The sequence below is a fragment of the Streptomyces omiyaensis genome (assembly GCF_014650895.1).
Classification (GTDB): Bacteria; Actinomycetota; Actinomycetes; order Streptomycetales; family Streptomycetaceae; genus Streptomyces; species Streptomyces omiyaensis.
Genome location: NZ_BMVV01000044.1, coordinates 1 through 20,379, shown reverse-complemented (window position 1 = coordinate 20,379; position 20,379 = coordinate 1). Strand labels below are relative to the sequence as shown.

Sequence of the window (20,379 nt, the reverse complement as noted above, 5' to 3'; positions counted from 1 at the left end):
ACGGTCACGCTCCTGCGGGGTCTGAGGGTCTGCGGGTCTGCGGCCTGCGGGTCTGCGGGTCCGGGGGCTGCGGTCTGCGGCACGGCGGTCTGCGGCGGGGCCGCGGGTCTGCGGGGCCCGGGTCCATTGACCCGGCCTCGGCCCGGATGTTAGACAGCCATGAGCGATATACGCAATGGACGTTGCAGAGTGCGCAACGGCCGAAGGAGGATTCATGCCGGACGAGCTGGCGAGCGAGCGCGTCGACCACCGCTTCAAGGGCCTGCCCCCGGACGCGGAGGGCCTCACCGTCGGCGAGCTGGCCGCCCAGCGCCGCTCCCTCTTCACCGGCGGCTTCACCACCCCGGTCCTCGCGCTCTCGGCCGAGTCGGTCGAGCACAACCTGCGCTCCCTGGAGGAGTACGCCGAGCGGCACGGCCTGGCCTTCGCGCCGCACGGCAAGACCTCGATGGCCCCGGTCCTCTTCCACCGCCAGATCGAGCACGGCGCCTGGGGCATCACCGCCGCCGTCCCCCACCAGGTGCGGGTCTACCGCGCCCACGGCGTCGACCGGATCTTCCTCGCCAACGAGGTCGTCGACCCGGTGGCGCTGCGCTGGCTCTCCGCCGAGCTGGACGCCCACCCGGAGTTCCGGCTGGTCTGCTACGCCGACTCGGTGCGCGGGGTCGAGCTGATGGACGAGGCGCTGCGTGCGGCCGGGGCCCGCCGGCCGCTGGACGTGGTGGTCGAGCTGGGCGCCGGCGAGGGGGCCAGGACCGGCGCGCGCACGGAGGCGGAGTGCGTGGCCGTCGCCGGGGCGATCGCGGCGACGGGGACCCTCCGGCTGGTCGGCGTCGCCGGCTACGAGGCCGAGGTGCCGGGCGCCGACGCCGACTCGGTCCGGGGCTGGCTGCGCCGGCTCACCGGGCTGGCCGCCGCCTTCGACGAGGACGGCCGCTTCGCCCCGGAGCTGGACGAGATCGTGGTGAGCGCGGGCGGCAGCGCCTGGTTCGACGCGGTCGCCGACGTCTTCGCGGAGATCCCCGCGCTCTCCCGCCCCGTCCTGAAGCTGCTGCGCTCGGGTGCGTACGTCTCGCACGACGACGGGCAGTACCGCGAGAAGACCCCCTTCAACCGGATCCCCGAGGAGGGCGCCCTCCAGCCGGCGTTCCGCCTCTGGTCGCAGGTGGTCTCGCGGCCGTCCGCCGGGCAGGCCTTCACCAACGCGGGCAAGCGGGACGCCGCGTACGACCTCCACCTCCCGGAGGCGCAGGTGGTGCGCTCCGCCCGGACCGGCGCGGTCCGCCCGGCCGACGGGGTCGCCGTGACCGCCCTCTCCGACCAGCACGCCTGGCTGCGCACCGAGGAGGGCGCGGAGGTGGAGGTCGGCGACTGGGTCGGGATGGGCCTGTCGCACCCGTGCACCTCCTTCGACAAGTGGCAGCTGATCCCGCTGGTCGAGGCGGACGGCACGGTCGTCGACTACGTCCGCACCTTCTTCTGACGGGGCCGGGGATGATGGATCTCGTCTTCCGGGACGCCGAGGTCGTCGACGGCTCCGGCGCCCCCTCCTACCGGGCCGACGTGGCCGTGGCCGGCGGCCGGATCGTCTCGATCGTGCGGGAGGCCGCGGCGGCGGGCTGCCGGCGGCCCACCGCCCGCCGCTCCGTGGACGCGGAGGGCCTGGTCCTCTCCCCCGGCTTCGTGGACATGCACGCCCACAGCGACCTGGCGCTGCTCCGCGACCCGGACCACAGCGCGAAGGCCGCGCAGGGCGTGACCCTCGAAGTCCTGGGCCAGGACGGACTGTCGTACGCGCCGGTCGACGACCGCACCCGCGAGGAGGTCCGGCGGGCGATCGCCGGCTGGAACGGCGGCGGCCCCGGCGACACGAGCCTGGACCTCGACTGGCGGACGGTCGGCGAGTACCTGGACCGGCTCGACGGGGCCCACGGCGGCGAGGGCATCGCGGTGAACGCCGCCTACCTCGTGCCGCAGGGCACCGTCCGGATGTACGCGATGGGCTGGGAGGACCGGCCCGCGACCCCGGCCGAGCTCGACCGGATGCGGCGGCTGGTCGCCGAGGGCCTGGAGCAGGGCGCGGTGGGCATGTCCTCGGGCCTCACCTACACCCCCGGCATGTACGCCCCCGACTCCGAGCTCACCGAGCTGTGCCGGGTGGTGGCGTCCTACGGCGGCTACTACTGCCCGCACCACCGGAGTTACGGGGCGGGGGCGCTGCGCGCCTACGAGGAGATGATCGCGCTGACCCGGGAGGCCGGCTGCGCGCTCCACCTCGCCCACGCCACGATGAACTTCGGGGAGAACGAGGGCCGGGCGCCGGAGCTGCTCGCCCTGCTCGACCGGGCGCTGGACGCGGGCGGCGACATCAGCCTCGACACGTACCCCTACACCCCGGGCTGCACCACGCTGCTCGCCCTGCTGCCGTCCTGGGCGCAGGAGGGCGGCCCGGACGCGGTGCTGGCGCGGCTGGCGGACGGGGCGACGGCCGGGCGGATCCGGCACGACCTGGAGGTGACCGGCTCGGACGGCTGCCACGGGGTGCCGGCCGACTGGGCGACGGTCGAGGTGTCGGGCGTCTCCGACCCGTCCCTGGCGGACCGGGTGGGCCGGCGGCTCACCGGCTGGGAGGAGGCCCGGGCGCTGCTCCTCGCCGACCGGCTCGGGACGACGATCCTCCAGCACGTCGGGCACGAGGGGAACGTCCGGGCGATCATGCGCCACCGGGTCCACACCGGCGGCTCGGACGGCATCCTCCAGGGCGCGAAGCCGCATCCGCGGGCCTACGGCACCTTCCCCGAGTACCTGGGCCGCTACGTGCGCGAGGAGGGCGTGCTGTCGCTGGAGGAGTGCGTGGCCCACCTGACCTCGCGCCCGGCGGCCCGGCTGCGGCTGCCGGACCGGGGGCTGGTGCGGGAGGGGTACGTGGCGGACCTGGTGCTCTTCGATCCGGCGACGGTCGCGTCGGGAGCCACGTACGACTCCCCCCGCACGCTCCCCGTCGGCATCCCGCACGTGCTGGTCGACGGGCGCTTCGTGATCGAGGACGGGCGCCGCACGGACGCCCTCGCGGGCCGCGCGATCCGTCGCACGCCGCCGCGGGGACGCCGGCTCCCGCCGGGAGGACCCTCCTAGGGCTCCTGCACGGGTCCGGTGGAGGCGCGGCGCGGGCCTACTCCGGGGCTCCGGCCGCGCGGTGGTCGCGCGCGCCGGACGGGAGCGGCACGGCCGCGGCGGGCCGGCGCTCCCGACGGAGCCACAGCAGGCCCAGCGCGAGGACGGCCCCGGCGGCGGCGAAGCCGTACCAGGGGGTGTGGCCGGCGGGCTGGGTCTCGTACACCAGCGCCGCCGAGACCACGGCGAGCACCTGGCCGCCCCGGCTGCGCCAGGCGACGGCCGCGACGACGGCCGTGCCCCACAGCAGGTACCAGGGCTGCACCATCGGCGAGAGGACGACCAGCGCGACCAGTCCGTATCCGAGGCCGAGGACGGGGTCGATCCGCCCCCGGTAGGCGCGCCACGCGAGGGCCGCGATGACCGCGGCGGCGGCGAGCAGCCCCAGCTGCTGCACCACGCCCTTGACCGGTGCGGGGTCGTCCGCGGCCAGCGTGCCGAGCGCGAGGCCGAGGTCGCTGGTGAGCGAGAGCGGGGTGTGGATGGCCCCGGCGACCGACTGCGTGCCCAGCCAGCCGAAGCCGGTCCCGGCGAGCAGGCTCGCCGCGGCGGCCACCGCGCCGGCGACGGCCGGGGGAAGCAGCAGCCCCTTCACCGGGGTGCTCCTCCGGGCGACGACCACCGCGATGAAGAGGAGCGCGACGGCGGCCGGCGACTTCACCATCACGGCGCAGCCGACGAGCGCGCTGCCGAGGACCCACCGGCCGCGCACGGCGAGCAGCACCCCGCCGAGCATCAGGCCGATCATGAGTCCGTCGTTGTGCGCGCCGCCGACGACGTGCACCAGGAAGAGCGGGTTGAGCACGGCCAGCCACAGGGCGCCGTCCCCGCGCCCGAAGCCGCGCACCGCCCACACGGTCAGCGCGAGCGCGCCGACGGCGACCAGCCGCAGCAGCAGGACGGCCGGGACGACGGCCCCGCCGGTCAGCTTGACCACGGCCTCGGCGACCAGCAGGAAGACCGGGCCGTACGGGGCCGGGGTGTCGGTCCAGTTCCCGCCGACGCTCGCCGCCGCGTCCGCCCCGAGCTCGCCGGGGCCGAGCACGGAGGGCCCGGCGCCGTAGACGTCGTGCCCCTCCAGGACCATGGCGCCCTGCGCGATGTAGCTGTACACGTCGGCGCTGTGCAGCGGCGGCGCGAGCAGCAGCGGCCCGGCCCACGCGGCGAGCGTCCCGAGCGCGCCCCCGGCGGTCCCGCGCGCGAGCAGCACGCCGTACCGCCACCAGGCGGCGACGAGCAGGGTCAGTCCGAGGGCCGCCAGGACGGCACCGGCGGTCTCCGTCCCGGTCGCCCGCGGCGCCCACAGCGGGGCCCCGCCGACCACGGGCAGCGCCCCGGCCGCGTACCCCCCGACGGCCACGGCGAGCGATCCGCCCGCCCCCAGCCACCGGCATCCGGAAGCACTCACAACCCACATGACCAGCCAACCTACCCCGGGTGCCGAGGTGCCCCGGGCCCGGTCTCAGCGCGGGCCCTTGCCGTTGCCCCGGCCCCGGCCGGGCTTGTCGGCCGGGGTGTCGCCGGAGGGGGCGGGCGCGGCGGTGGGGTCGGTCGCCCCGGCCGGGGCCGGGGCGGAGGGGCCGGAGGGGGCCGAGGGGGCCGAGGAGGAGGGCCCGGGGGCGGGGGCCGTGGACGGGGCGGGGGCGGGCGGGAGGATCGCGCCGCGGCTCGGGGCCGGCGGGGTCGTGCCGCTCTCGGCCGGGTCCGCTCGGATCAGCGCGGGCAGGCCGCCGCCGTCGGTCTCGCGCTCGGCCGGCCGCTTGGAACCGCCCGCGCCGGTCAGCGCCACCGCGCCGAGGCCGAGCACCGCCGCCCCGCCGACGGCGGCCAGCCACACCGCCCCGCGCCCCCGGCGGACGGAGGCGTGCCGGCGGCGCCCGCGCGCGCGTCTGTCAGGGTCCTCGAAGCTCATGGCCCCGCATTGTAGGGAGCACGGCGGGGGTGCTCGCCCGGCGCCCCGACGCCCCACGTGTCCGAGAACACGAGGCGTCGCCCGCCCCTCCGCCGTAAGCTCTCGTCATGCAGGTGATCCAGTCCACGAAGCTCGCCAACGTCTGTTACGAAATCCGCGGCCCGGTGCTCGAAGAGGCGATGCGGCTCGAAGCCGCGGGTCATCGCATCCTCAAGCTGAACACCGGCAACCCGGCCGCCTTCGGCTTCGAGTGTCCGCCCGCGATCCTGGAGGACGTCCTCCGAAACCTCTCGGAGGCGCACGGCTACGGCGACGCGAAGGGCCTGCTCGCGGCCCGCCGGGCGGTGATGAGCCACTACGAGACCAAGGGCATCCACCTCTCCGTCGAGGACATCTACCTCGGCAACGGCGTCTCGGAGCTCATCCAGATGTCGATGCAGGCGCTGCTCGACGACGGCGACGAGGTCCTCGTCCCGGCCCCGGACTACCCGCTGTGGACGGCCTCGGTCTCCCTGGCGGGCGGTACGGCGGTGCACTACCGCTGCGACGAGCAGTCGGACTGGATGCCCGATCTGGCGGACATCGAGCGGAAGATCACCGACCGCACCAAGGCGATCGTGATCATCAACCCGAACAACCCGACCGGGGCCGTCTACGACGACGAGATGCTCCGTTCGCTCACCGAGATCGCGCGCCGCCACTCGCTGGTGATCTGCTCGGACGAGATCTACGACAAGATCCTCTACGACGGTGCCACCCACACGCCGACCGCCGCGATCGCCCCGGACCTGCTCTGCCTCACCTTCAACGGGATGAGCAAGAACTACCGGGTGGCGGGCTTCCGCTCCGGCTGGCTCGCGGTCTGCGGCCCGAAGCACCACGCCTCCTCGTACATCGAGGGGCTGACGATCCTCGCGAACATGCGCCTGTGCGCGAACATGCCGGCCCAGCACGCGGTGGCCGCCGCGCTCCAGGGGCGGCAGTCGATCGAGGACCTGGTGCTGCCGGGCGGCCGGCTGCTGGAGCAGCGGAACACCGCGTACGAGCTGCTGACCTCGATCCCGGGCGTGACCTGCGTGAAGCCGAAGGGCGCGCTGTACCTCTTCCCGCGGCTCGACCCGGACGTCTACAAGGTCAAGGACGACCGGCAGATGGTGCTCGACCTGCTGCGGGCCGAGAAGATCATGGTGGTGCACGGGACGGGCTTCAACTGGCACGAGCCGGACCACTTCCGGATCGTGACCCTGCCGTCGGTCGCGGACCTCACGGACGCGGTGACCCGGATCGGGCGCTTCCTGGACGGCTACAGCCAGCCTTGCCCCGTCCTCGGGCCGGTCTGAACCGGATCCGAGTCAACTTTAGACAGATTCTAAGATAGGCTGGTCTCCGAGCAGTCAGGAGGCCGTCCCCATGTACGAACCGATCCGCACCAAGTCGGTCCACACGACGGCCGACGACCCCGGCGCGTATCCGCACCGCTCCCGCGAGGAAGAGCTGGACATCCAGCTCGCCGGCCATCTCTCCGCCCTCCTCGCCGTGACCGACGAGCTCGGCGACGGCGAGGGCGGCGAGCTGATCGCCCGGCAGGTGGCCCGCCTCCGCGGCGCGCCGCCCGCCCGCCACGCGGGACTGAGCGGAGCCTCCCCCGAGGCCCTGCACCGCAAGGCGCACGCCCTGGCGGGCCGCGCCCTGGTCGTCGCCGCCTCCCGCGCGGACACCTCCGCCGCGATCCTCGCGGCGGAGCGCATGGACGCGCACACCGCGGCACTGACCGGGTCCCCCCTGGTCGCCGCCCCCTGACGGCCCCGGGCCGCGCGGCACGAACCGCGCGGCCCGGGCGCCCTCCACCCCCCGCCCGGCCGCCCGGCCGCCCGGCCCACCGGTGGCCGTGCCTCCGGTTCCCTACCGGGATCGTCACTTCACCACCCGTCCACCCGACTCCCCCTGGAATGTGGGTTTCCGCGAGCACTCTGCCCGCGTGAGACGTATTCTCGGAATCGTCCTGGCCGTCCTGCTCCTCGGCGGCGTGGCCGTCGTGCTCGTGGCGGGCGGCGAACAGGACAAGGGCACGGCAACGAAGACCGTGCGAGGAGTCATCGGCTCGGAGAAGAGCGAGTTCTTCACCGACCCCGACGTCGTGAAGGCCCTGGACGCCCGGGGCCTCACCGTGGCGACCGAGACCTCCGGGTCCTGGGACATGGAGCAACTCCCCCTCAAGGGATACGACTTCGCCTTCCCGTCCTCGAAGGGACCGGCCGACGAGCTGCGCGCCGCGGCCGCCGACAAGGCCCTCGCCGCACCGCTGCGCCCCTTCTACTCGCCGCTGGTGGTGGTCGCGCACAGCGACGCCGCCCGGGTGCTCGCCGGCAACGGCCTCGCCACCCTCAACGCCCGCGGCACCAGCGGCATCCTGAGGATGGACGCCTACCTGGCCGCCGTCCGCGCCGACCGGACCTGGCAGCAGCTCAAGGGGGCCGACCGGCACGCCGAGCTGAGCGGGACGCTCTTCATCACCTCCACCGACCCGGTCGCCTCCAACTCCGGCGCCCTCTACCTCGCCGCCGCGAGCTACGTCGCCGACGGCGGCCGGGTCGCCGACGGCAAGGAGGCCGTGGGCCGCACCGCCCCGCTGCTGCGCAAGCTGACCCAGGTGCAGGGCGCCCAGCAGACCAACTCCGACGCCCCCTTCCGGGACTTCGTGAGCGGCGTCGGCAACCCGCTGGTCCTCGTCTACGAGTCCCAGGTCTCCTCCCAGCTCATCGCCGACCGGCCCATGGGCGACCTCGTCGTGCTCTACCCGGACACCACCGTCAACAGCGACCACACCCTCGTCCCCCTCACCGAAGGGGGCAGGGAGCTGGGCCGGCTGCTCGCCGAGGACCCGGAGCTGCGCCGCCTCGCCGTCCGCCACGGCTTCCGGCCGCAGGGCGCCTCGCCCGAGTTCGCCGAGGCCGCGGGCAAGCACGGCCAATACCTCAACCAGACACTGACCGGAGTCCGCCAGGCGCCCGTGCCCACCGGCGCGGTGCTGCGCGACATGGCGCGGCGGGCCCGTGACCAGGGGGACACCGCATGACCGAGCACACCGACCCGCGCACCGCGGGACAGCGCGGCCCGCACGCCGCCGCACCGACCCGCAACCCCTACGCCGGGCCGCCGGAGGGCACCTTCCTCCTGGCCCCGCCCGGGCACGACGCCCCGCTCGTCCTCACCCCGCCCGCGCCGCCCCCCGCGATCCGCGCCGAGCAGGCCTCCGGCCTGGTGCCCCTGGACGCGTCGGTGCGCGCCGAGATGGACCGCCGGGCGGCGGAGTACGTCGGCTCGCTCGCCGGACTCGACCCGCGCTCGCCGGAGTTCGCCGGCCGCATCGGCGAGATCACGGGGCTGGGCGACGGCGAGATGCGGGCCGCCGCCCAGCAGTCCCACCGCATGCTGGACCGCACCGTCCGCACGCTCGGCCGGGGCGGCGGGGACGCCTCCGCCCGCGTCGGCTCCTCCCTGGTGGAACTGCGCCGCACCGTCGAGGACCTCGACCCGCGCGACACCCCCGGCCGGGGCGCCCGGCGCCTCCTGGCGAAGCTGCCCGGCGGCAACAGGTTCCGCGACCACGTGGCCCGGTACGCGTCCTCCCAGGCCACCCTCAACCGGATCGTCGGCGCGCTCCGCGGCGGCCAGGACGAACTCCGGCGCGACAACGCCGCCCTGCAGACCGAGCGGGGCCGGCTCTGGGAGACCATGGGCAGGCTCCAGGAGTTCGCCGTCCTCACCGAGGCCCTCGACACGGCCGTGGAGGAGCGGATCGCGGGCACCGGCGATCCGGCCGAGGCCGACGCGCTCCGCGCCGACGTCCTCTTCCCGGTCCGCCAGAAGCACCAGGACCTGCTCACCCAGCTCGCCGTCTGCGCCCAGGGATACCTGGCGATGGACGTGGTCCGGCGGAACAACGACGAGCTGATCAAGGGCGTGGACCGGGCCGCGACGACGACCCTGTCGGCGCTGCGGATCGCGGTCGTGCTCGCCTCCGCCCTGGAGAACCAGCGCAAGGTCACCGAGCAGGTGAACGTGCTCCGCTCCACCACCGAGGACCTGATCCGGGGCAACGCCGAACTGCTCGCCGGCCAGGCGGGCGAGATCCAGCGGATCGCAGCCGACCCGGCGGTCGGCGCCGAGACCCTGCGCACCGCCTTCCAGCAGATCTACCGGACGCTCGACGCCATCGACACGTACAAGGTCCGGGCCACCGAGGCGATGGCCGCCACCGTCACCTCCCTCACCGCCGAGCTCCGGGAGGCGAGCGCCCACGTGGACCGAAGCCGCCGCACGGACGTCCGGGAAGGCGGCCCCTCCGCATGAGGACCCGCACCCTCCGGCGGCCGCTCGCCGGCCTCGCCCTCGCCCTGGCGCTCACCGCCACGGCCGCGTCCTGCTCCTCCTCCGACACCTCGACGGGCGGCCCCACGGCCTCCCCCGGCGCCCCCGGCACCCTCCGCGTGCTCGCCTCCTCCGAGCTGGCCGACATGACGACGGTCCTGGAGGAGGCCCGCCGGGCCACCGGCGTCACCGTCCGCACCACCTACGCGGGCACCCTCGACGCCGTCGAGCAGATCGCCTCCGGCCGGGCCGAGAAGGAGTACGACGCCGTCTGGCTCTCCTCCAACGACTACCTGCGGCTCCGTCCCGACACCGCGGGCCGGATCACCGGCGAGACCCCGGTGATGACCTCCCCGGTGGCGCTCGGCGTCCGCCCCGGGACCGTCGCCCGGCTCGGCTGGGACCCGGCGAAGGTCACCTGGTCGCAGCTGCACCGGGCGGTCGCCGACGGGAAGCTGACGTACGGCATGACCGACCCGAAGCGCTCCCACTCCGGATTCTCCGCGCTCGTCTCGGTCGCCTCGGGCCTCTCCGGCGCCCAGTCCGCGCTCCGCGACGAGGACGTCGAGCGGGCGACGCCGAAGCTCCGCGCGTTCTTCGCCGGCCAGAAGCTCACCTCCGGCTCCTCCGGCTGGCTCGCCACCGCGTACGCCCGGCGCACCGACGTCGACGCGCTCGTCAACTACGAGTCGGTGCTGCTCTCCGCGCCCGGCGAACTCACCGTGATCCGCCCCTCCGACGGCGTGGTCACCGCCGACTACCCGCTCACCCTGCTCACCGCCGCCCCGGCCGCGGCCAAGGAGTCCGCCCGGCGCCTCACCACCTATCTGCGCACCCCCGAGGCGCAGCGCCGGATCACCGGGACCACCCTGCGCCGTCCGGTCGTCGCCGGGGTCGACCCGTCGCCCCGGCTCGACCGCGAGGTGCGGCGGGAGCTCCCCTTCCCCGGCAGCCGGTCCGTCGCCGACGGCCTGCTCGACGCGTACGACAACACGCTCCGCCGGCCCTCCCGCACGGTCTACGTCCTGGACACCTCCGGCTCGATGGGCGGAGAGCGGCTGACCCGCCTGAAGGAGGCGCTGTCCGAGCTGACGGACGACTTCCGGGACCGCGAGGAGGTCACCCTGATGCCCTTCGGCACCGCCGTGAAGACCGGCGAGGTGCACACGTACACGGTGGACCCGCGGGATCCGGCGAGGGCCCGGGACGCGATCCGCGTCGACGCCGGGCGGCTCACCGCCTCCGGCGGCACCGCGGTCTACTCCAGCCTCGCGGAGGCCTACCGCAGCCTGGGCGCCTCCCCCCGCGACACCTTCACCTCGATCGTGCTCATGACCGACGGGGAGAACACCGACGGCATGGCGGGCGCGGACTTCGACGCGTTCTTCCGCGGGCTGTCCGAAGGGCAGCGGCGCACCCCGGTCTTCCCGGTCCTCTTCGGCGACTCCGACCGGACCGAGCTGGACCGCATCGCGGAGCTGACCGGCGGCAGGCTCTTCGACGCCACGCGGGGTTCCCTGGACGGCGCCTTCGAGGAGATCCGTGGCTACCAGTAACCCCGTGCTCCGGTACGCGGAGTCCCGGAAGAACCTCACCGGCTGCGTCTGCGGCCTGGCCGGCCTGGGCCTCGTCCCGACCGGCGCGGCCGGCGCGCTCTGGCCGCTGGTGGTGGCCGGCCTGTACGCGGCGGGCGCGCTGATCGCCCCGCCCGAGCGGCCCGGCGCCCCCGCCTTCCCGAGCGCCGACGAGCAGCTGGAGTCGCTGCGCGAGGACCTCGCGACCCTGCGGGGGTACCTGGCCGAGGTGGAGCTGCCGGAGGCCTCGCGGGAGGCGCTCGACGAGCTGGCCGCGCTCCTCGACGCGCTCCTCGAACCGGGGTGGGTGAGCGATCCGGAGCACCTGCACGTGCTGGCCCGCGCGGTGCGCCAGGACGTGCCGGAGGCGGTCGACGCCTTCGTGCGGACCCGCTGGTGGTCCCGGGTGGCCCCGGGCTCGGAACCGCCCGAGCGGCACCTGGCGCGGCAGCTGGCCGCGCTGCGCGAGGAGGCGGGCGCCCTCGCGGCGGCCCTCCAGGAGACGGAGGAGCTCCGCCAGCGGGCCCACACCCGCTACCTGGAGGACCGGGGCCTCTAGGGCCCGTCCCGGGCGGACGGGTCGCGGACGTGCGCCGGCCCCCGGAGCCTGAGGGGGCTCCGGGGGCCGGATGCGTCGTGGTGGACCGTCGTGACCCCACTGGTCAGGGCGGAATGTCGGGGCAGCCCACCACGAGTCTCGGTGCCGCCGCGGGATCAGCCCAGGCGCTCGACCAGCGCGCGGTACTCGTCCCACAGCTCCTTCGGGGTGTGCTCGCCGAAGGTCTCCAGGTGCGCGGGGACCAGGCCGGCCTCCTCGCGCCACACGTCCTTGTCGACGGTGAGCAGGAACTCCAGGTCCTCGTCGGCCAGGTCCAGGCCGTCGGTGTCCAGGGAGTCCTTCGTCGGCAGGACGCCGATGGGGGTCTCGACGCCCTCGGCCTTGCCGTCGAGGCGCTCGACGATCCACTTCAGGACGCGGCTGTTCTCGCCGAAGCCGGGCCAGACGAACTGGCCGGCGTCGTTCTTGCGGAACCAGTTGACGTAGTAGATCTTCGGCAGCTTGGCGGCGTCCGCGGAGGCGCCGACCTTGACCCAGTGCGCCATGTAGTCGCCCATGTTGTAGCCGCAGAACGGCAGCATGGCGAAGGGGTCGCGGCGCAGCTCGCCGACCTTGCCCTCGGCGGCGGCGGTCTTCTCGGAGGCCACGTTGGCGCCGAGGAAGACGCCGTGGTTCCAGTCGAAGGACTCGGTGACCAGCGGCACGGCGGAGGCGCGGCGGCCGCCGAAGAGGATCGCGGAGATCGGGACGCCCTTGGGGTCCTCCCACTCGGGGGCGATCGTCGGGCACTGGGCGGCCGGGACGGTGAAGCGGGCGTTCGGGTGGGCGGCCGGGGTCCCGGACTCCGGCGTCCAGTCGTTGCCCTTCCAGTCCGTGAGGTGCTCGGGCTGGTCCTCGGTCATGCCCTCCCACCAGACGTCGCCGTCGTCGGTGAGCGCGACGTTGGTGAAGACGGAGTTGCCCCAGAGGGTCTTCATGGCGTTGGCGTTGGTGTGCTCGCCGGTGCCGGGGGCGACGCCGAAGAAGCCGGCCTCGGGGTTGATCGCGTAGAGGCGGCCGTCCGCGCCGAAGCGCATCCAGGCGATGTCGTCGCCGATGGTCTCCACGGTCCAGCCGGGGACGGTCGGCTCCAGCATGGCGAGGTTGGTCTTGCCGCAGGCCGACGGGAAGGCGGCGGCCACGTACTTCGCCTCGCCCCGCGGCGGGGTGAGCTTGAGGATGAGCATGTGCTCGGCGAGCCAGCCCTCGTCACGGGCCATGACGGAGGCGATGCGCAGGGCGTAGCACTTCTTGCCGAGGAGCGCGTTGCCGCCGTAGCCGGAGCCGTACGACCAGATCTCGCGGGTCTCCGGGAAGTGGGAGATGTACTTGGTGGAGTTGCACGGCCACGGCACGTCCTCCTGGCCCTCCGCGAGGGGGGCGCCGAGGGTGTGGACGGCCTTGACGAAGAAGCCGTCGGTGCCGAGCTCGTCGAGGACCGCCCGGCCCATGCGGGTCATCGTGCGCATGGAGACCGCGACGTACGCGGAGTCGGTGATCTCGACGCCGATGGCGGAGAGCGGGGAGCCGACCGGGCCCATGCAGAAGGGGACCACGTACATGGTCCGGCCCTTCATCGAGCCGCGGAAGATGCCCTCGGAGCCGGCGAAGAGCTCCTTCATCTCGGCCGGGGCCTTCCAGTGGTTGGTCGGGCCCGCGTCCTCCTCCTTCTCGGAGCAGATGAAGGTCCGGTCCTCGACGCGCGCGACGTCGGTCGGGTCGGAGGCAGCGTAGTAGGAGTTCGGGCGCTTCACCGGGTCGAGCTTCGTGAACGTTCCCTTGGCGACGAGCTCCTCGCAGAGGCGCTCGTACTCGGCCTCGGAGCCGTCGCACCAGACGATGCTGTCCGGCTGGGTGATCTCGGCGATCTCGTTCACCCAGGAGACGAGCTCCTGGTGCTGGGTGGGAAGGGGAGCCGCGTTGTCGCGCGCCACGATTGCTCCTTGTCGAGGGGTGTGTTCGCTGTATGCCCCGTGGGGGCTGCGACCCGGATGCGTCGTAGCTGCTCATCCGGTGCCGACCGCACTCATTTGATCATCCGATGGAAACGCCCATATGTCCAGGGGGGTGCACACGTGAGCATCGCCACTCGTATCGAGGACCTACGGGGGCGTAGGTACGATGCGGTGTCATGACTGCAGCCACGCCGGAAGTGACCCCGGTCGAGCCCGTTCCGACCGCCCTGGCCCCGTCGCTCCCGATCAAGCCACGGCTCAGAGGCTGGCTGCACGCGGGCATGTTCCCCGCCGTGATCGTCGCGGGCCTGGTCCTGGTGGCCCTCTCCGACTCCCCGCGCGCCCGCATCGCCTGCGGGATCTACGTCCTCACGGCCTGCCTGCTCTTCGGCATCAGCGCGCTCTACCACCGCGGCGACTGGGGCCCGCGCGGCGAGGCCGTCCTGCGCCGCCTCGACCACGCCAACATCTTCCTGATCATCGCGGGCACCTACACCCCGCTCACCCTGCTGCTGCTCCCGGACTCCACCGCGAAGCCGCTCATGTGGGCGGTCTGGGCCGCCGCGCTCGCCGGCATCGCCTTCCGCGTCTTCTGGGTCGGCGCCCCCCGCTGGCTGTACACCCCCTGCTACATCGCCATGGGCTGGGCCGCCGTCTTCTTCCTCCCCGACTTCATGCGGACCGGCGGCATCGCCGTCCTGGTCCTCGTCGTCGTCGGCGGCCTCCTCTACAGCGCCGGCGGGATCATCTACGGCATGAAGCGCCCCAACCCGTCACCGCGCTGGTTCGGCTTCCACGAGGTCTTCCACTCCCTCACCCTCGCCGCCTTCATCGTCCACTACGTCGGCATCTCCCTGGTCGCCTACCAGGCGTGACCGCCCGACCGGTTCCGACCGGGCAGAATGACCCCGTGTCCAAGGGCCTGAGGGAACGGAAGAAGGAACGCACCCGGGCGGCGATCCGCCGGGCGGCGCGGGAGATCGCCGCCGCCCACGGCTGGGAGGCGGCCACCATCGAGCGCATCGCCGCCGAGGCCGAGGTCTCCCCCTCCACCGTGGTCCGCTACTTCCCGGTCCGCGAGGACATCGTCCTCACCGACGACCGCGACGACCGGCTGGAGGACCTGCTGCGGGCCCGCCCCGCCGGCGAGGACCCGCTCGAATCGCTCCGCGCGGTCCTCGTCGAGGCCGTCGGCACCACCCTGGAGGCCGACCCCGAGGAGATCCGGCTCCGCGCCCGCCTGATGGCCGGCACCCCCGCCGTCCGGGCCCGGCTCACCGAGACCACCGCCGAGACCGGCCGCCGGCTCGCCCGCGCCCTCGCCGACCGCACCGGCCGCGCCCCCGACGACCTGGAGGTGAGGGTCTTCACCGCGGCCGTCCTCGGCGCCCTGCGCGAGGCCACCCTCTACTGGGCCGAGCGCGGCTCCGCCGAGGACCTGATGGCGCTGCTGCACCGCACGGTCGACACCCTCAAGGCCGGGCCGGCGCTCCCAGCGCGCCCCTGACCACCTCGGCCGAGCGCGGATTGTCCGCGCACCCCCACACCCCGTGCGGGCAGTAGTCGGTCACCGTCTGGTAGACGGGCCGGTGGGCGGCGAACCAGTCGAGCATCCCCCGCACGTACGCCGGGTTGTCCCCGTTCCGGAAGAGCCCCCACTCCGGGTACGAGACGGGCTTGCCGTGCGCCCGCGCGAAGGCCACGTGGTGCGCGAGCCCGTACTCCTCGCCCACCTGCTCCTCGAAGGAGACCCCCTCGGGCTGGTCGTAGGCGTCCATCCCGATGATGTCGACGACGTCGTCCCCCGGGTAGCACTCGGGCCACGGCACCGCGTCCCGCCCCCGGCTCGGGGTGAAGTCGAAGCGGAAGCGCTGCCCCTCGGTCCCGCGCAGCACCCCGACCACCTGCCGCCAGTACGCCTTCCAGGCCGCCGGGTCCGGCCCGCAGCGGTGCCCGTAGGTGGTGCCGTTCATCTCCCAGCCGAGGACCAGGACCGCGTCGCCGAGACCGTGCTCCACCAGCCGCTCGCCGAGCGCCGCGAAGTGCGCGTCGAAGGCGCCGGCCGCGCCGCGCCGCAGCCCGGCGCGCACCTCCGCGTCGGTGAGTCCGGCCTCGTTGCGGTCCATCATCGGCACGTTCAGCACGAAGAGCCGCCCCGGCCGCCCGGCCTTCCACTCCGCCCAGGGCGCGAAGAGCGCGGGGTGGCCCTCGATGTTGGACCAGCGGTCGCCCGGCAGATAGGTGTGCCCGACCCGCAGCTCGCCGCCGCCCAGCCAGCCCTCCACGCCGGAGATCCGCCGCACGCCCTCCTCGTCGGAGCCGGTGAAGAAGCCGGACGGCACCCGGGAGAGCGGCACGGGGGCGGGCGCGGTCGCCTCCTCCGTCCGCTGCCCCGGCCGCTCGCCGGGCGCGAGCCGCCCGGGCAGCACGAGGAGCACGAGGACGGCCGCGAGCAGCACCGGGAGTGCGGCCCGCGGCCACGTCGGGGACCGGCTCACCTCAGCCGGTCCAGAAGTCCCACCAGCGGGTCAGGATCAGCATCCCGATGATCCCGATGTGCAGGACGGGCGGGGCGAAGGCGAAGTCGCCGAGGAAGCCGCGCACCGCCGCCGGGGCGGGCAGCACCCCGGTGCGCACGTTGTGCGCGGTGACGTACCAGAACATGGTGATGGTCGCCGCCCAGGCGAGGCAGCACCACAGGCAGAGCGCGTTGATCTCGTACAGCGACTGCTGCATCAGCCAGGTGCAGAAGCCGACGCCGAAGAGCATCCCGCCGTTCAGCCCGAGCCAGAACCAGCCGCGGTGGCGGGCCCCCGCGAGGAGCCCGGCCCCGACGGCGACGACGACGCCGTACGTGACGAGGCCGAGCATCGGGTTGGGGAAGCCGAAGACCGCCGCCTGCTCGCTCTTCATGATGTTCCCGCAGGACACGACCGGGTTCAGGCTGCACCCCGGCTGGAAGCCCGGGTCCTCCAGGAGCTTGAACTTGTCGATCGTGATCACCCACGCGGCCAGGATCCCGGCAGCCCCGGTGACGACCAGCAGCCAGCCGAGCGCCCGGCCCGCGCCGACCGTCCCGTCCGCCTGCCGGCCGGTCTGCGCCGGACCGTCCTCCCGCCGCTGGCCGGGCACACCGCCCCGTACCCCGAGCGTCGTCATCGCGCCGCCCCTTCCGTTCAGCCCTGCACGCGCCGGACCGGCAGCAGGACGTGGGCGCACTCCGCGAGCATCTCCTCGTCGGAGACGAAGGCGCGCAGCCGGTCCTCGTCCACGGGCTGCCCGGGGACGCCCTCGGCCCAGGGGCGCACCGAGCAGAGGAAGTAGACCTTGCCGGTCTCGCGGGCGGCCGCCTGCCACTCGGGGGGCACCGGGCACTGCACCTTCAGGAAGGGCAGGGTGAGCACCGCGGTCCCGGCCTCGACGAGCAGCGTGGCGCTGATCCCGGCGTCCTTCTCCAGGTCGAAGAGCCGGTCGCCGACGGAGAGGTTCATGGACTCCAGGGCGGCCCGCATCGCCTGCTGACCGGCCTCCGGCCCGTCGCGGCCGTCACCCAGCGAATACGCCATGAGGAAAGGGGTGCCGGCGGAGTCTTCGGTGACTTCGCTGGACCACGGAATCACCGTGAGCGTGCCCAGCGGAGAGACGCTGCGCGTCTCGGAAAGGACGTGGGGAGTGGTCATGGAAGGGGATGCTAGTGGGGCAACCACCCTTTCCCCGCACCGAATTCACTCATCCGGCCGACATTCGCCCGCTCGAACTCCCGGCCGCAACGAACACGGGTTTTCATCGTTGTGCCCTGAGGCCCCCTCGTCGACGCACAGGAGATCGCCGATGCCTTTCCCGCGCCGTGTCGCCCTCCGGTCCCTCTTCGCGCTGGCCGTCACCGCCGCCACCGGCGGCGCGCTCGGCCGGATCGCCGCCCGCGCGCCCGGGGCGACCGACCCGTACGCCTTCGACGAGATGTACGCGGGCCGGAGGATCCGCGGGCTCACCGGTCCGGGGGGCGAGCCGGTGGCCCTGGTGGACGGCCGGCCGCTGCACCTGATGCGGTGCGCGGACGGGGGCTGGGTGAGTCCGCTCGACCACTACGAGTCTTGTCCGACGCCGCTCGCCGCCACCCGCGCGGCGGTGGACGCGGCGGGCCCGGCCCCGCTCTCGCGGTACGCGGCGGGGCACGGCCTCCACTCCGACCCGACGGGAGGGAACCCGCGTGGTGTACACGCGTAAGAACCAGCGCGACCTGACGACGGCCGAGCGCCGGAGGTTCGTGGCCGCGGTGCTCGAACTGAAGCGCCGCGGCGGGTACGACGAGTTCGTCCGCATGCACATCGACCACTACACGGCGGACGGCGCCGGCCGGCTGCGGACCGCCCACATGGCGCCGAGCTTCCTGCCCTGGCACCGGAAGTTCCTGCTGGAGTTCGAGCGGGCGCTGCGCCGGATCGACGCGACGGTGACGGTCCCCTACTGGGACTGGACGCGGGACTCCACGCCGGCGTCCTCGATCTGGGCGGACGACTTCATGGGCGGCAACGGACGCCGCTCGGACCTCCAGGTGACCACCGGCCCCTTCGCCTACGCCGGGGGGAAGTGGACGGTGCGGCACGCGATGACCGAGATCACCTATCTGACCAGGGACTTCGGCCGTCCGCGCGATCCGGTCGCGCTGCCGACGACGGCCCAGCTGGACGAGGTGATGCGGGAGCGGGCGTACGACACGGCCCCGTGGAACTCGACCAGTCCCTCGGGGTTCCGCAACCGGCTGGAGGGGTGGGCGCCGGGCTCGGGCAACGAGCGGTTCCGCATCCACAACCGGGTGCACCGCTGGGTGGGCGGCCTGATGCTGGGCGGCGGCTCGGTGAACGATCCGGTGTTCTGGCTGCACCACTCCTTCGTCGACCTGGTGTGGTCGCGGTGGCAGGCGCGCAATCCGGGGGCGGCGTACCTGCCGGCGGAGCCGCCGCCGCTGGGCGACGCCCAGTACCGGAAGGTGGTCGCCCGGCACCAGCCGATGGCGCCGTGGGGCGTGACGCCGGCCGAGATGACGGACCACTCCCTGATCTACCGGTACGCCTGACGGCCCTCGGGCCGGGGGGACGGCCCCGGACGCGGGCGTCCCCCCGGCCCTGGTGGGGCCGGGGGGACGCCGGGGGAGACGCGGGGGCGGTTCAGCCGCCGTAGCCGCCGTTGTCGTGCGGGGCGTCGACGTTGGCGCAGCTGTTGCCGAAGGCCGGGTTCAGCAGGCCGATCACGTTGACGGTGTTGCCGCAGAGGTTGACCGGGACGTGGACCGGGACCTGGACGACGTTGCCGGAGGCGACACCGGGCGAGTGGGCGGCGACGGCCTCGGCGCCCGAGTCGGCGACGGCCAGGCCGGCTCCGCTGAGGGCGACGGCACCGGTGCCGGCCAGAACGGCGGCAGCCTTGGCGATGCGAGACATCAGAACTCCTTGAATGGGTCGAGCGACCGCAGGGATCACGGCCGTCACTTCCGTTCAACGCGGTATCACGGGCCGGGTCACGGCCTTTGGGCCGAACGGTGAGGGGGAAATCGAAAAATTCCCCGGGGGGCGGAAGAAGAAGTGGCCCGCGGCCCGACGGCCGCCCGCCGTCGGATACGACGGGCGACACACCGGACCGCGGGCCGCGGCCATGCGACAAGCCTTCCGGTGCAACGACGGAAGACCCTTGCGGTAGCGGGGAAGAATCGTGTCTTCACCCGCGCGGACCGCGTTCGTACAGAATTCCGGAATGGGGCGGGTGGGGCGATGGGGGCGTTCAGCCGCGCTCGGGGGCGAGGCCGAGCTGGGAGTCGAGGGCACCGCTCAGCGTGGGGGCGACGAGACCGAGCCGCGGCGGCGCGAGGTCGGGGAGACCGGCCAGGCCGTTGCCGCGGGGGGCCTCCACGGGATTGCCGAGGGTGGCGCCGGGGGTGGCTGCGGCCATCTCCGAGTGCGGGGAGGAGAGAAGCGCCCTGCCCGGCTCGCCGCCCTCCAGGAGCTCGGGGAGCGGGGCGTCCACGACGGTCTCGGGCAGGGTGCCGGTGAGCGGGACGCTCGGCAGGGTCACGTCGGGCAGTGCGCCGAGGCCCTTCTGGAAGCCGGTGGGGGCACCGGGGACCGGAACCGGGACGCCGGTCGCGACGGTGGGGGCGTCCATCGGCAGGACCGGTTCGAGGCCCTGGAGGGGGAGCATCACCGGGGCCTCGACGGCGGCGGCCGGAGCGACCATGGCGGCGGAGGCGAGCGCGGTCATGAGGAGGCCCATGCCGGCGTGAGAGCGCAGAGTCATGCCGGGTGAACGAGCCTCTTGGCCGAAACGTCGCGCGGGGTTCCCCCATGTGCAGCAATGCCGGAGGCCCCCGCCGGTGAAGGCGGGGGCCTCGGTTGACGTCACGCCGGTCGCGCGTTCGCGTCAGTGGCGGCGGCTCCGGACCAGGCGGCCGCCGCGGAGCTGGACGACGGTGCCGCCGATGATGAGGGCGGCGCTGACGGCGGCCGCTCCCCACAGGGCGGGATCGCTGCCCGTTTCGGGGAGTTCGGGACCGTGCGGCGGCTTGGTGGGCGGTGTGGTGGGCTCACACCCGGGCTCCGGCTCCTCGCCGGGCGGCGGCTCCTCGCACTCGCCCGGGGGATGGGTGGGAGGCTTCGTCGGCGGCTCCGTCGGGGGCTTCGTCGGCGGCTCCGTGGGCGGCTTCGTCGGCGGCTCCGTCGGGGGCTTCGTCGGCGGCTCCGTCGGGGGCTTCGTCGGCGGCTCCGTCGGGGGCTTCGTCGGCGGCTCCGTCGGGGGCTTCGT

Annotated in this window: 20 protein-coding genes; 12 read left to right on the top strand and 8 right to left on the bottom strand. The window is 74.1% G+C overall.

What is annotated here, in order from left to right:
* The first annotated feature begins 214 nt into the window (after positions 1 to 214).
* Together IE287_RS36315 and IE287_RS36310 are read left to right on the top strand one after the other, a co-directional pair.
* Positions 215 to 1,483 (top strand): amino acid deaminase, encoded by a 1,269-nt coding sequence (locus IE287_RS36315; protein WP_189853685.1) that lies wholly within the window; start codon positions 215 to 217, stop codon positions 1,481 to 1,483.
* Positions 1,484 to 1,494: 11 nt separating this feature from the next.
* Entirely contained in the window at positions 1,495 to 3,135 is a 1,641-nt protein-coding gene (locus IE287_RS36310) for an N-acyl-D-amino-acid deacylase family protein (RefSeq protein WP_189853684.1), read from the top strand.
* 37 nt (positions 3,136 to 3,172) lie between these two features.
* Here IE287_RS36310 and mptB read toward each other — a convergent pair whose 3' ends face one another.
* Together mptB and IE287_RS36300 are read right to left on the bottom strand one after the other, a co-directional pair.
* A complete protein-coding gene (gene mptB / locus IE287_RS36305; RefSeq protein ID WP_373307976.1) occupies positions 3,173 to 4,534 on the bottom strand; it encodes a polyprenol phosphomannose-dependent alpha 1,6 mannosyltransferase MptB in 1,362 nt (453 codons plus the stop codon).
* A gap of 102 nt (positions 4,535 to 4,636) precedes the next feature.
* Positions 4,637 to 5,086, bottom strand: coding sequence for a hypothetical protein (locus tag IE287_RS36300; RefSeq protein WP_189853682.1), 450 nt, complete (start codon positions 5,084 to 5,086; stop codon positions 4,637 to 4,639).
* A 107-nt stretch (positions 5,087 to 5,193) separates the two neighbouring features.
* On the opposite strand from IE287_RS36300, the gene IE287_RS36295 reads away from it, so the two are divergent.
* The 6 genes from IE287_RS36295 (at position 5,194) to IE287_RS36270 (ending at position 11,590) form a co-directional block, all read left to right on the top strand.
* Positions 5,194 to 6,426, top strand: coding sequence for a pyridoxal phosphate-dependent aminotransferase (locus IE287_RS36295; protein ID WP_189853681.1), 1,233 nt, complete (start codon positions 5,194 to 5,196; stop codon positions 6,424 to 6,426).
* Between the two features lie 70 nt (positions 6,427 to 6,496).
* Entirely contained in the window at positions 6,497 to 6,886 is a 390-nt protein-coding gene (locus tag IE287_RS36290) for an SCO4983 family protein (protein ID WP_189853680.1), read from the top strand.
* A 151-nt stretch (positions 6,887 to 7,037) separates the two neighbouring features.
* Positions 7,038 to 8,162, top strand: coding sequence for a hypothetical protein (locus IE287_RS36285; protein WP_189853679.1), 1,125 nt, complete (start codon positions 7,038 to 7,040; stop codon positions 8,160 to 8,162).
* Positions 8,159 to 9,439, top strand: coding sequence for a toxic anion resistance protein (locus tag IE287_RS36280; RefSeq protein WP_189853678.1), 1,281 nt, complete (start codon positions 8,159 to 8,161; stop codon positions 9,437 to 9,439). Before IE287_RS36285 ends, IE287_RS36280 begins: the two co-directional genes overlap by 4 nt.
* Entirely contained in the window at positions 9,436 to 11,013 is a 1,578-nt protein-coding gene (locus tag IE287_RS36275) for a substrate-binding and vWA domain-containing protein (RefSeq protein ID WP_189853677.1), read from the top strand. Before IE287_RS36280 ends, IE287_RS36275 begins: the two co-directional genes overlap by 4 nt.
* Entirely contained in the window at positions 11,000 to 11,590 is a 591-nt protein-coding gene (locus IE287_RS36270; RefSeq protein ID WP_189853676.1) for a hypothetical protein, read from the top strand. Before IE287_RS36275 ends, IE287_RS36270 begins: the two co-directional genes overlap by 14 nt.
* Positions 11,591 to 11,745: 155 nt before the next feature.
* On the opposite strand, the gene IE287_RS36265 is transcribed toward IE287_RS36270, so the two are convergent.
* Positions 11,746 to 13,563: a phosphoenolpyruvate carboxykinase (GTP) gene (locus IE287_RS36265; RefSeq protein WP_189853675.1), complete on the bottom strand. Its 1,818-nt coding sequence runs from the start codon at positions 13,561 to 13,563 to the stop codon at positions 11,746 to 11,748.
* A gap of 197 nt (positions 13,564 to 13,760) precedes the next feature.
* Between IE287_RS36265 and trhA the strand changes: the two genes are divergently transcribed.
* Both trhA and IE287_RS36255 read left to right on the top strand, forming a co-directional pair.
* Positions 13,761 to 14,459, top strand: coding sequence for a PAQR family membrane homeostasis protein TrhA (gene trhA / locus IE287_RS36260; RefSeq protein ID WP_189853674.1), 699 nt, complete (start codon positions 13,761 to 13,763; stop codon positions 14,457 to 14,459).
* Positions 14,460 to 14,494: 35 nt separating this feature from the next.
* Entirely contained in the window at positions 14,495 to 15,091 is a 597-nt protein-coding gene (locus IE287_RS36255; protein ID WP_229883973.1) for an acyl-CoA-like ligand-binding transcription factor, read from the top strand.
* Here IE287_RS36255 and IE287_RS36250 read toward each other — a convergent pair.
* The 3 genes from IE287_RS36250 to IE287_RS36240 are packed head-to-tail and all read right to left on the bottom strand — an operon-like array spanning position 15,057 to position 17,264.
* The gene (locus tag IE287_RS36250; protein ID WP_189853672.1) at positions 15,057 to 16,082 is read right to left on the bottom strand and encodes a glycoside hydrolase family 26 protein; all 1,026 of its coding nucleotides are present in this window, start codon (positions 16,080 to 16,082) and stop codon (positions 15,057 to 15,059) included. The genes IE287_RS36255 and IE287_RS36250 overlap by 35 nt on opposite strands.
* A gap of 1 nt (position 16,083) precedes the next feature.
* A complete protein-coding gene (locus tag IE287_RS36245) occupies positions 16,084 to 16,743 on the bottom strand; it encodes a vitamin K epoxide reductase family protein (RefSeq protein WP_189853671.1) in 660 nt (219 codons plus the stop codon).
* Between the two features lie 17 nt (positions 16,744 to 16,760).
* A complete protein-coding gene (locus tag IE287_RS36240) occupies positions 16,761 to 17,264 on the bottom strand; it encodes a DUF5949 family protein (protein WP_189853670.1) in 504 nt (167 codons plus the stop codon).
* A 151-nt stretch (positions 17,265 to 17,415) separates the two neighbouring features.
* On the opposite strand from IE287_RS36240, the gene IE287_RS36235 reads away from it, so the two are divergent.
* Positions 17,416 to 17,811 (top strand): tyrosinase family oxidase copper chaperone, encoded by a 396-nt coding sequence (locus tag IE287_RS36235; RefSeq protein ID WP_189853669.1) that lies wholly within the window; start codon positions 17,416 to 17,418, stop codon positions 17,809 to 17,811.
* Positions 17,795 to 18,661, top strand: coding sequence for a tyrosinase family protein (locus IE287_RS36230; RefSeq protein WP_189853668.1), 867 nt, complete (start codon positions 17,795 to 17,797; stop codon positions 18,659 to 18,661). The genes IE287_RS36235 and IE287_RS36230 overlap by 17 nt, the downstream gene beginning before the upstream one ends.
* 91 nt (positions 18,662 to 18,752) lie before the next feature.
* Here the strand turns inward: IE287_RS36230 and IE287_RS36225 are convergent, their stop codons facing one another.
* Positions 18,753 to 19,025 (bottom strand): chaplin, encoded by a 273-nt coding sequence (locus IE287_RS36225; RefSeq protein ID WP_189853667.1) that lies wholly within the window; start codon positions 19,023 to 19,025, stop codon positions 18,753 to 18,755.
* Between the two features lie 337 nt (positions 19,026 to 19,362).
* Positions 19,363 to 19,875: a hypothetical protein gene (locus IE287_RS36220; RefSeq protein WP_189853666.1), complete on the bottom strand. Its 513-nt coding sequence runs from the start codon at positions 19,873 to 19,875 to the stop codon at positions 19,363 to 19,365.
* Between the last annotated feature and the right edge of the window lie 504 nt (positions 19,876 to 20,379).

What these genes read in the sequence shown, in the direction of transcription:
- IE287_RS36300 (WP_189853682.1), bottom strand. Translation starts at nt 5,086, where the DNA reads ATGAGCTTCGAGGACCCTGACAGACGCGCGCGCGGGCGCCGCCGGCAC.
- IE287_RS36245 (WP_189853671.1), bottom strand. Translation starts at nt 16,743, where the DNA reads ATGACGACGCTCGGGGTACGGGGCGGTGTGCCCGGCCAGCGGCGGGAG.
- IE287_RS36225 (WP_189853667.1), bottom strand. Translation starts at nt 19,025, where the DNA reads ATGTCTCGCATCGCCAAGGCTGCCGCCGTTCTGGCCGGCACCGGTGCC.
- IE287_RS36240 (WP_189853670.1), bottom strand. Translation starts at nt 17,264, where the DNA reads ATGACCACTCCCCACGTCCTTTCCGAGACGCGCAGCGTCTCTCCGCTG.
- IE287_RS36290 (WP_189853680.1), top strand. Translation starts at nt 6,497, where the DNA reads ATGTACGAACCGATCCGCACCAAGTCGGTCCACACGACGGCCGACGAC.
- IE287_RS36280 (WP_189853678.1), top strand. Translation starts at nt 8,159, where the DNA reads ATGACCGAGCACACCGACCCGCGCACCGCGGGACAGCGCGGCCCGCAC.
- IE287_RS36295 (WP_189853681.1), top strand. Translation starts at nt 5,194, where the DNA reads ATGCAGGTGATCCAGTCCACGAAGCTCGCCAACGTCTGTTACGAAATC.
- IE287_RS36275 (WP_189853677.1), top strand. Translation starts at nt 9,436, where the DNA reads ATGAGGACCCGCACCCTCCGGCGGCCGCTCGCCGGCCTCGCCCTCGCC.
- IE287_RS36315 (WP_189853685.1), top strand. Translation starts at nt 215, where the DNA reads ATGCCGGACGAGCTGGCGAGCGAGCGCGTCGACCACCGCTTCAAGGGC.
- trhA (WP_189853674.1), top strand. Translation starts at nt 13,761, where the DNA reads ATGACTGCAGCCACGCCGGAAGTGACCCCGGTCGAGCCCGTTCCGACC.
- IE287_RS36220 (WP_189853666.1), bottom strand. Translation starts at nt 19,875, where the DNA reads ATGACTCTGCGCTCTCACGCCGGCATGGGCCTCCTCATGACCGCGCTC.
- IE287_RS36235 (WP_189853669.1), top strand. Translation starts at nt 17,416, where the DNA reads ATGCCTTTCCCGCGCCGTGTCGCCCTCCGGTCCCTCTTCGCGCTGGCC.
- IE287_RS36310 (WP_189853684.1), top strand. Translation starts at nt 1,495, where the DNA reads ATGATGGATCTCGTCTTCCGGGACGCCGAGGTCGTCGACGGCTCCGGC.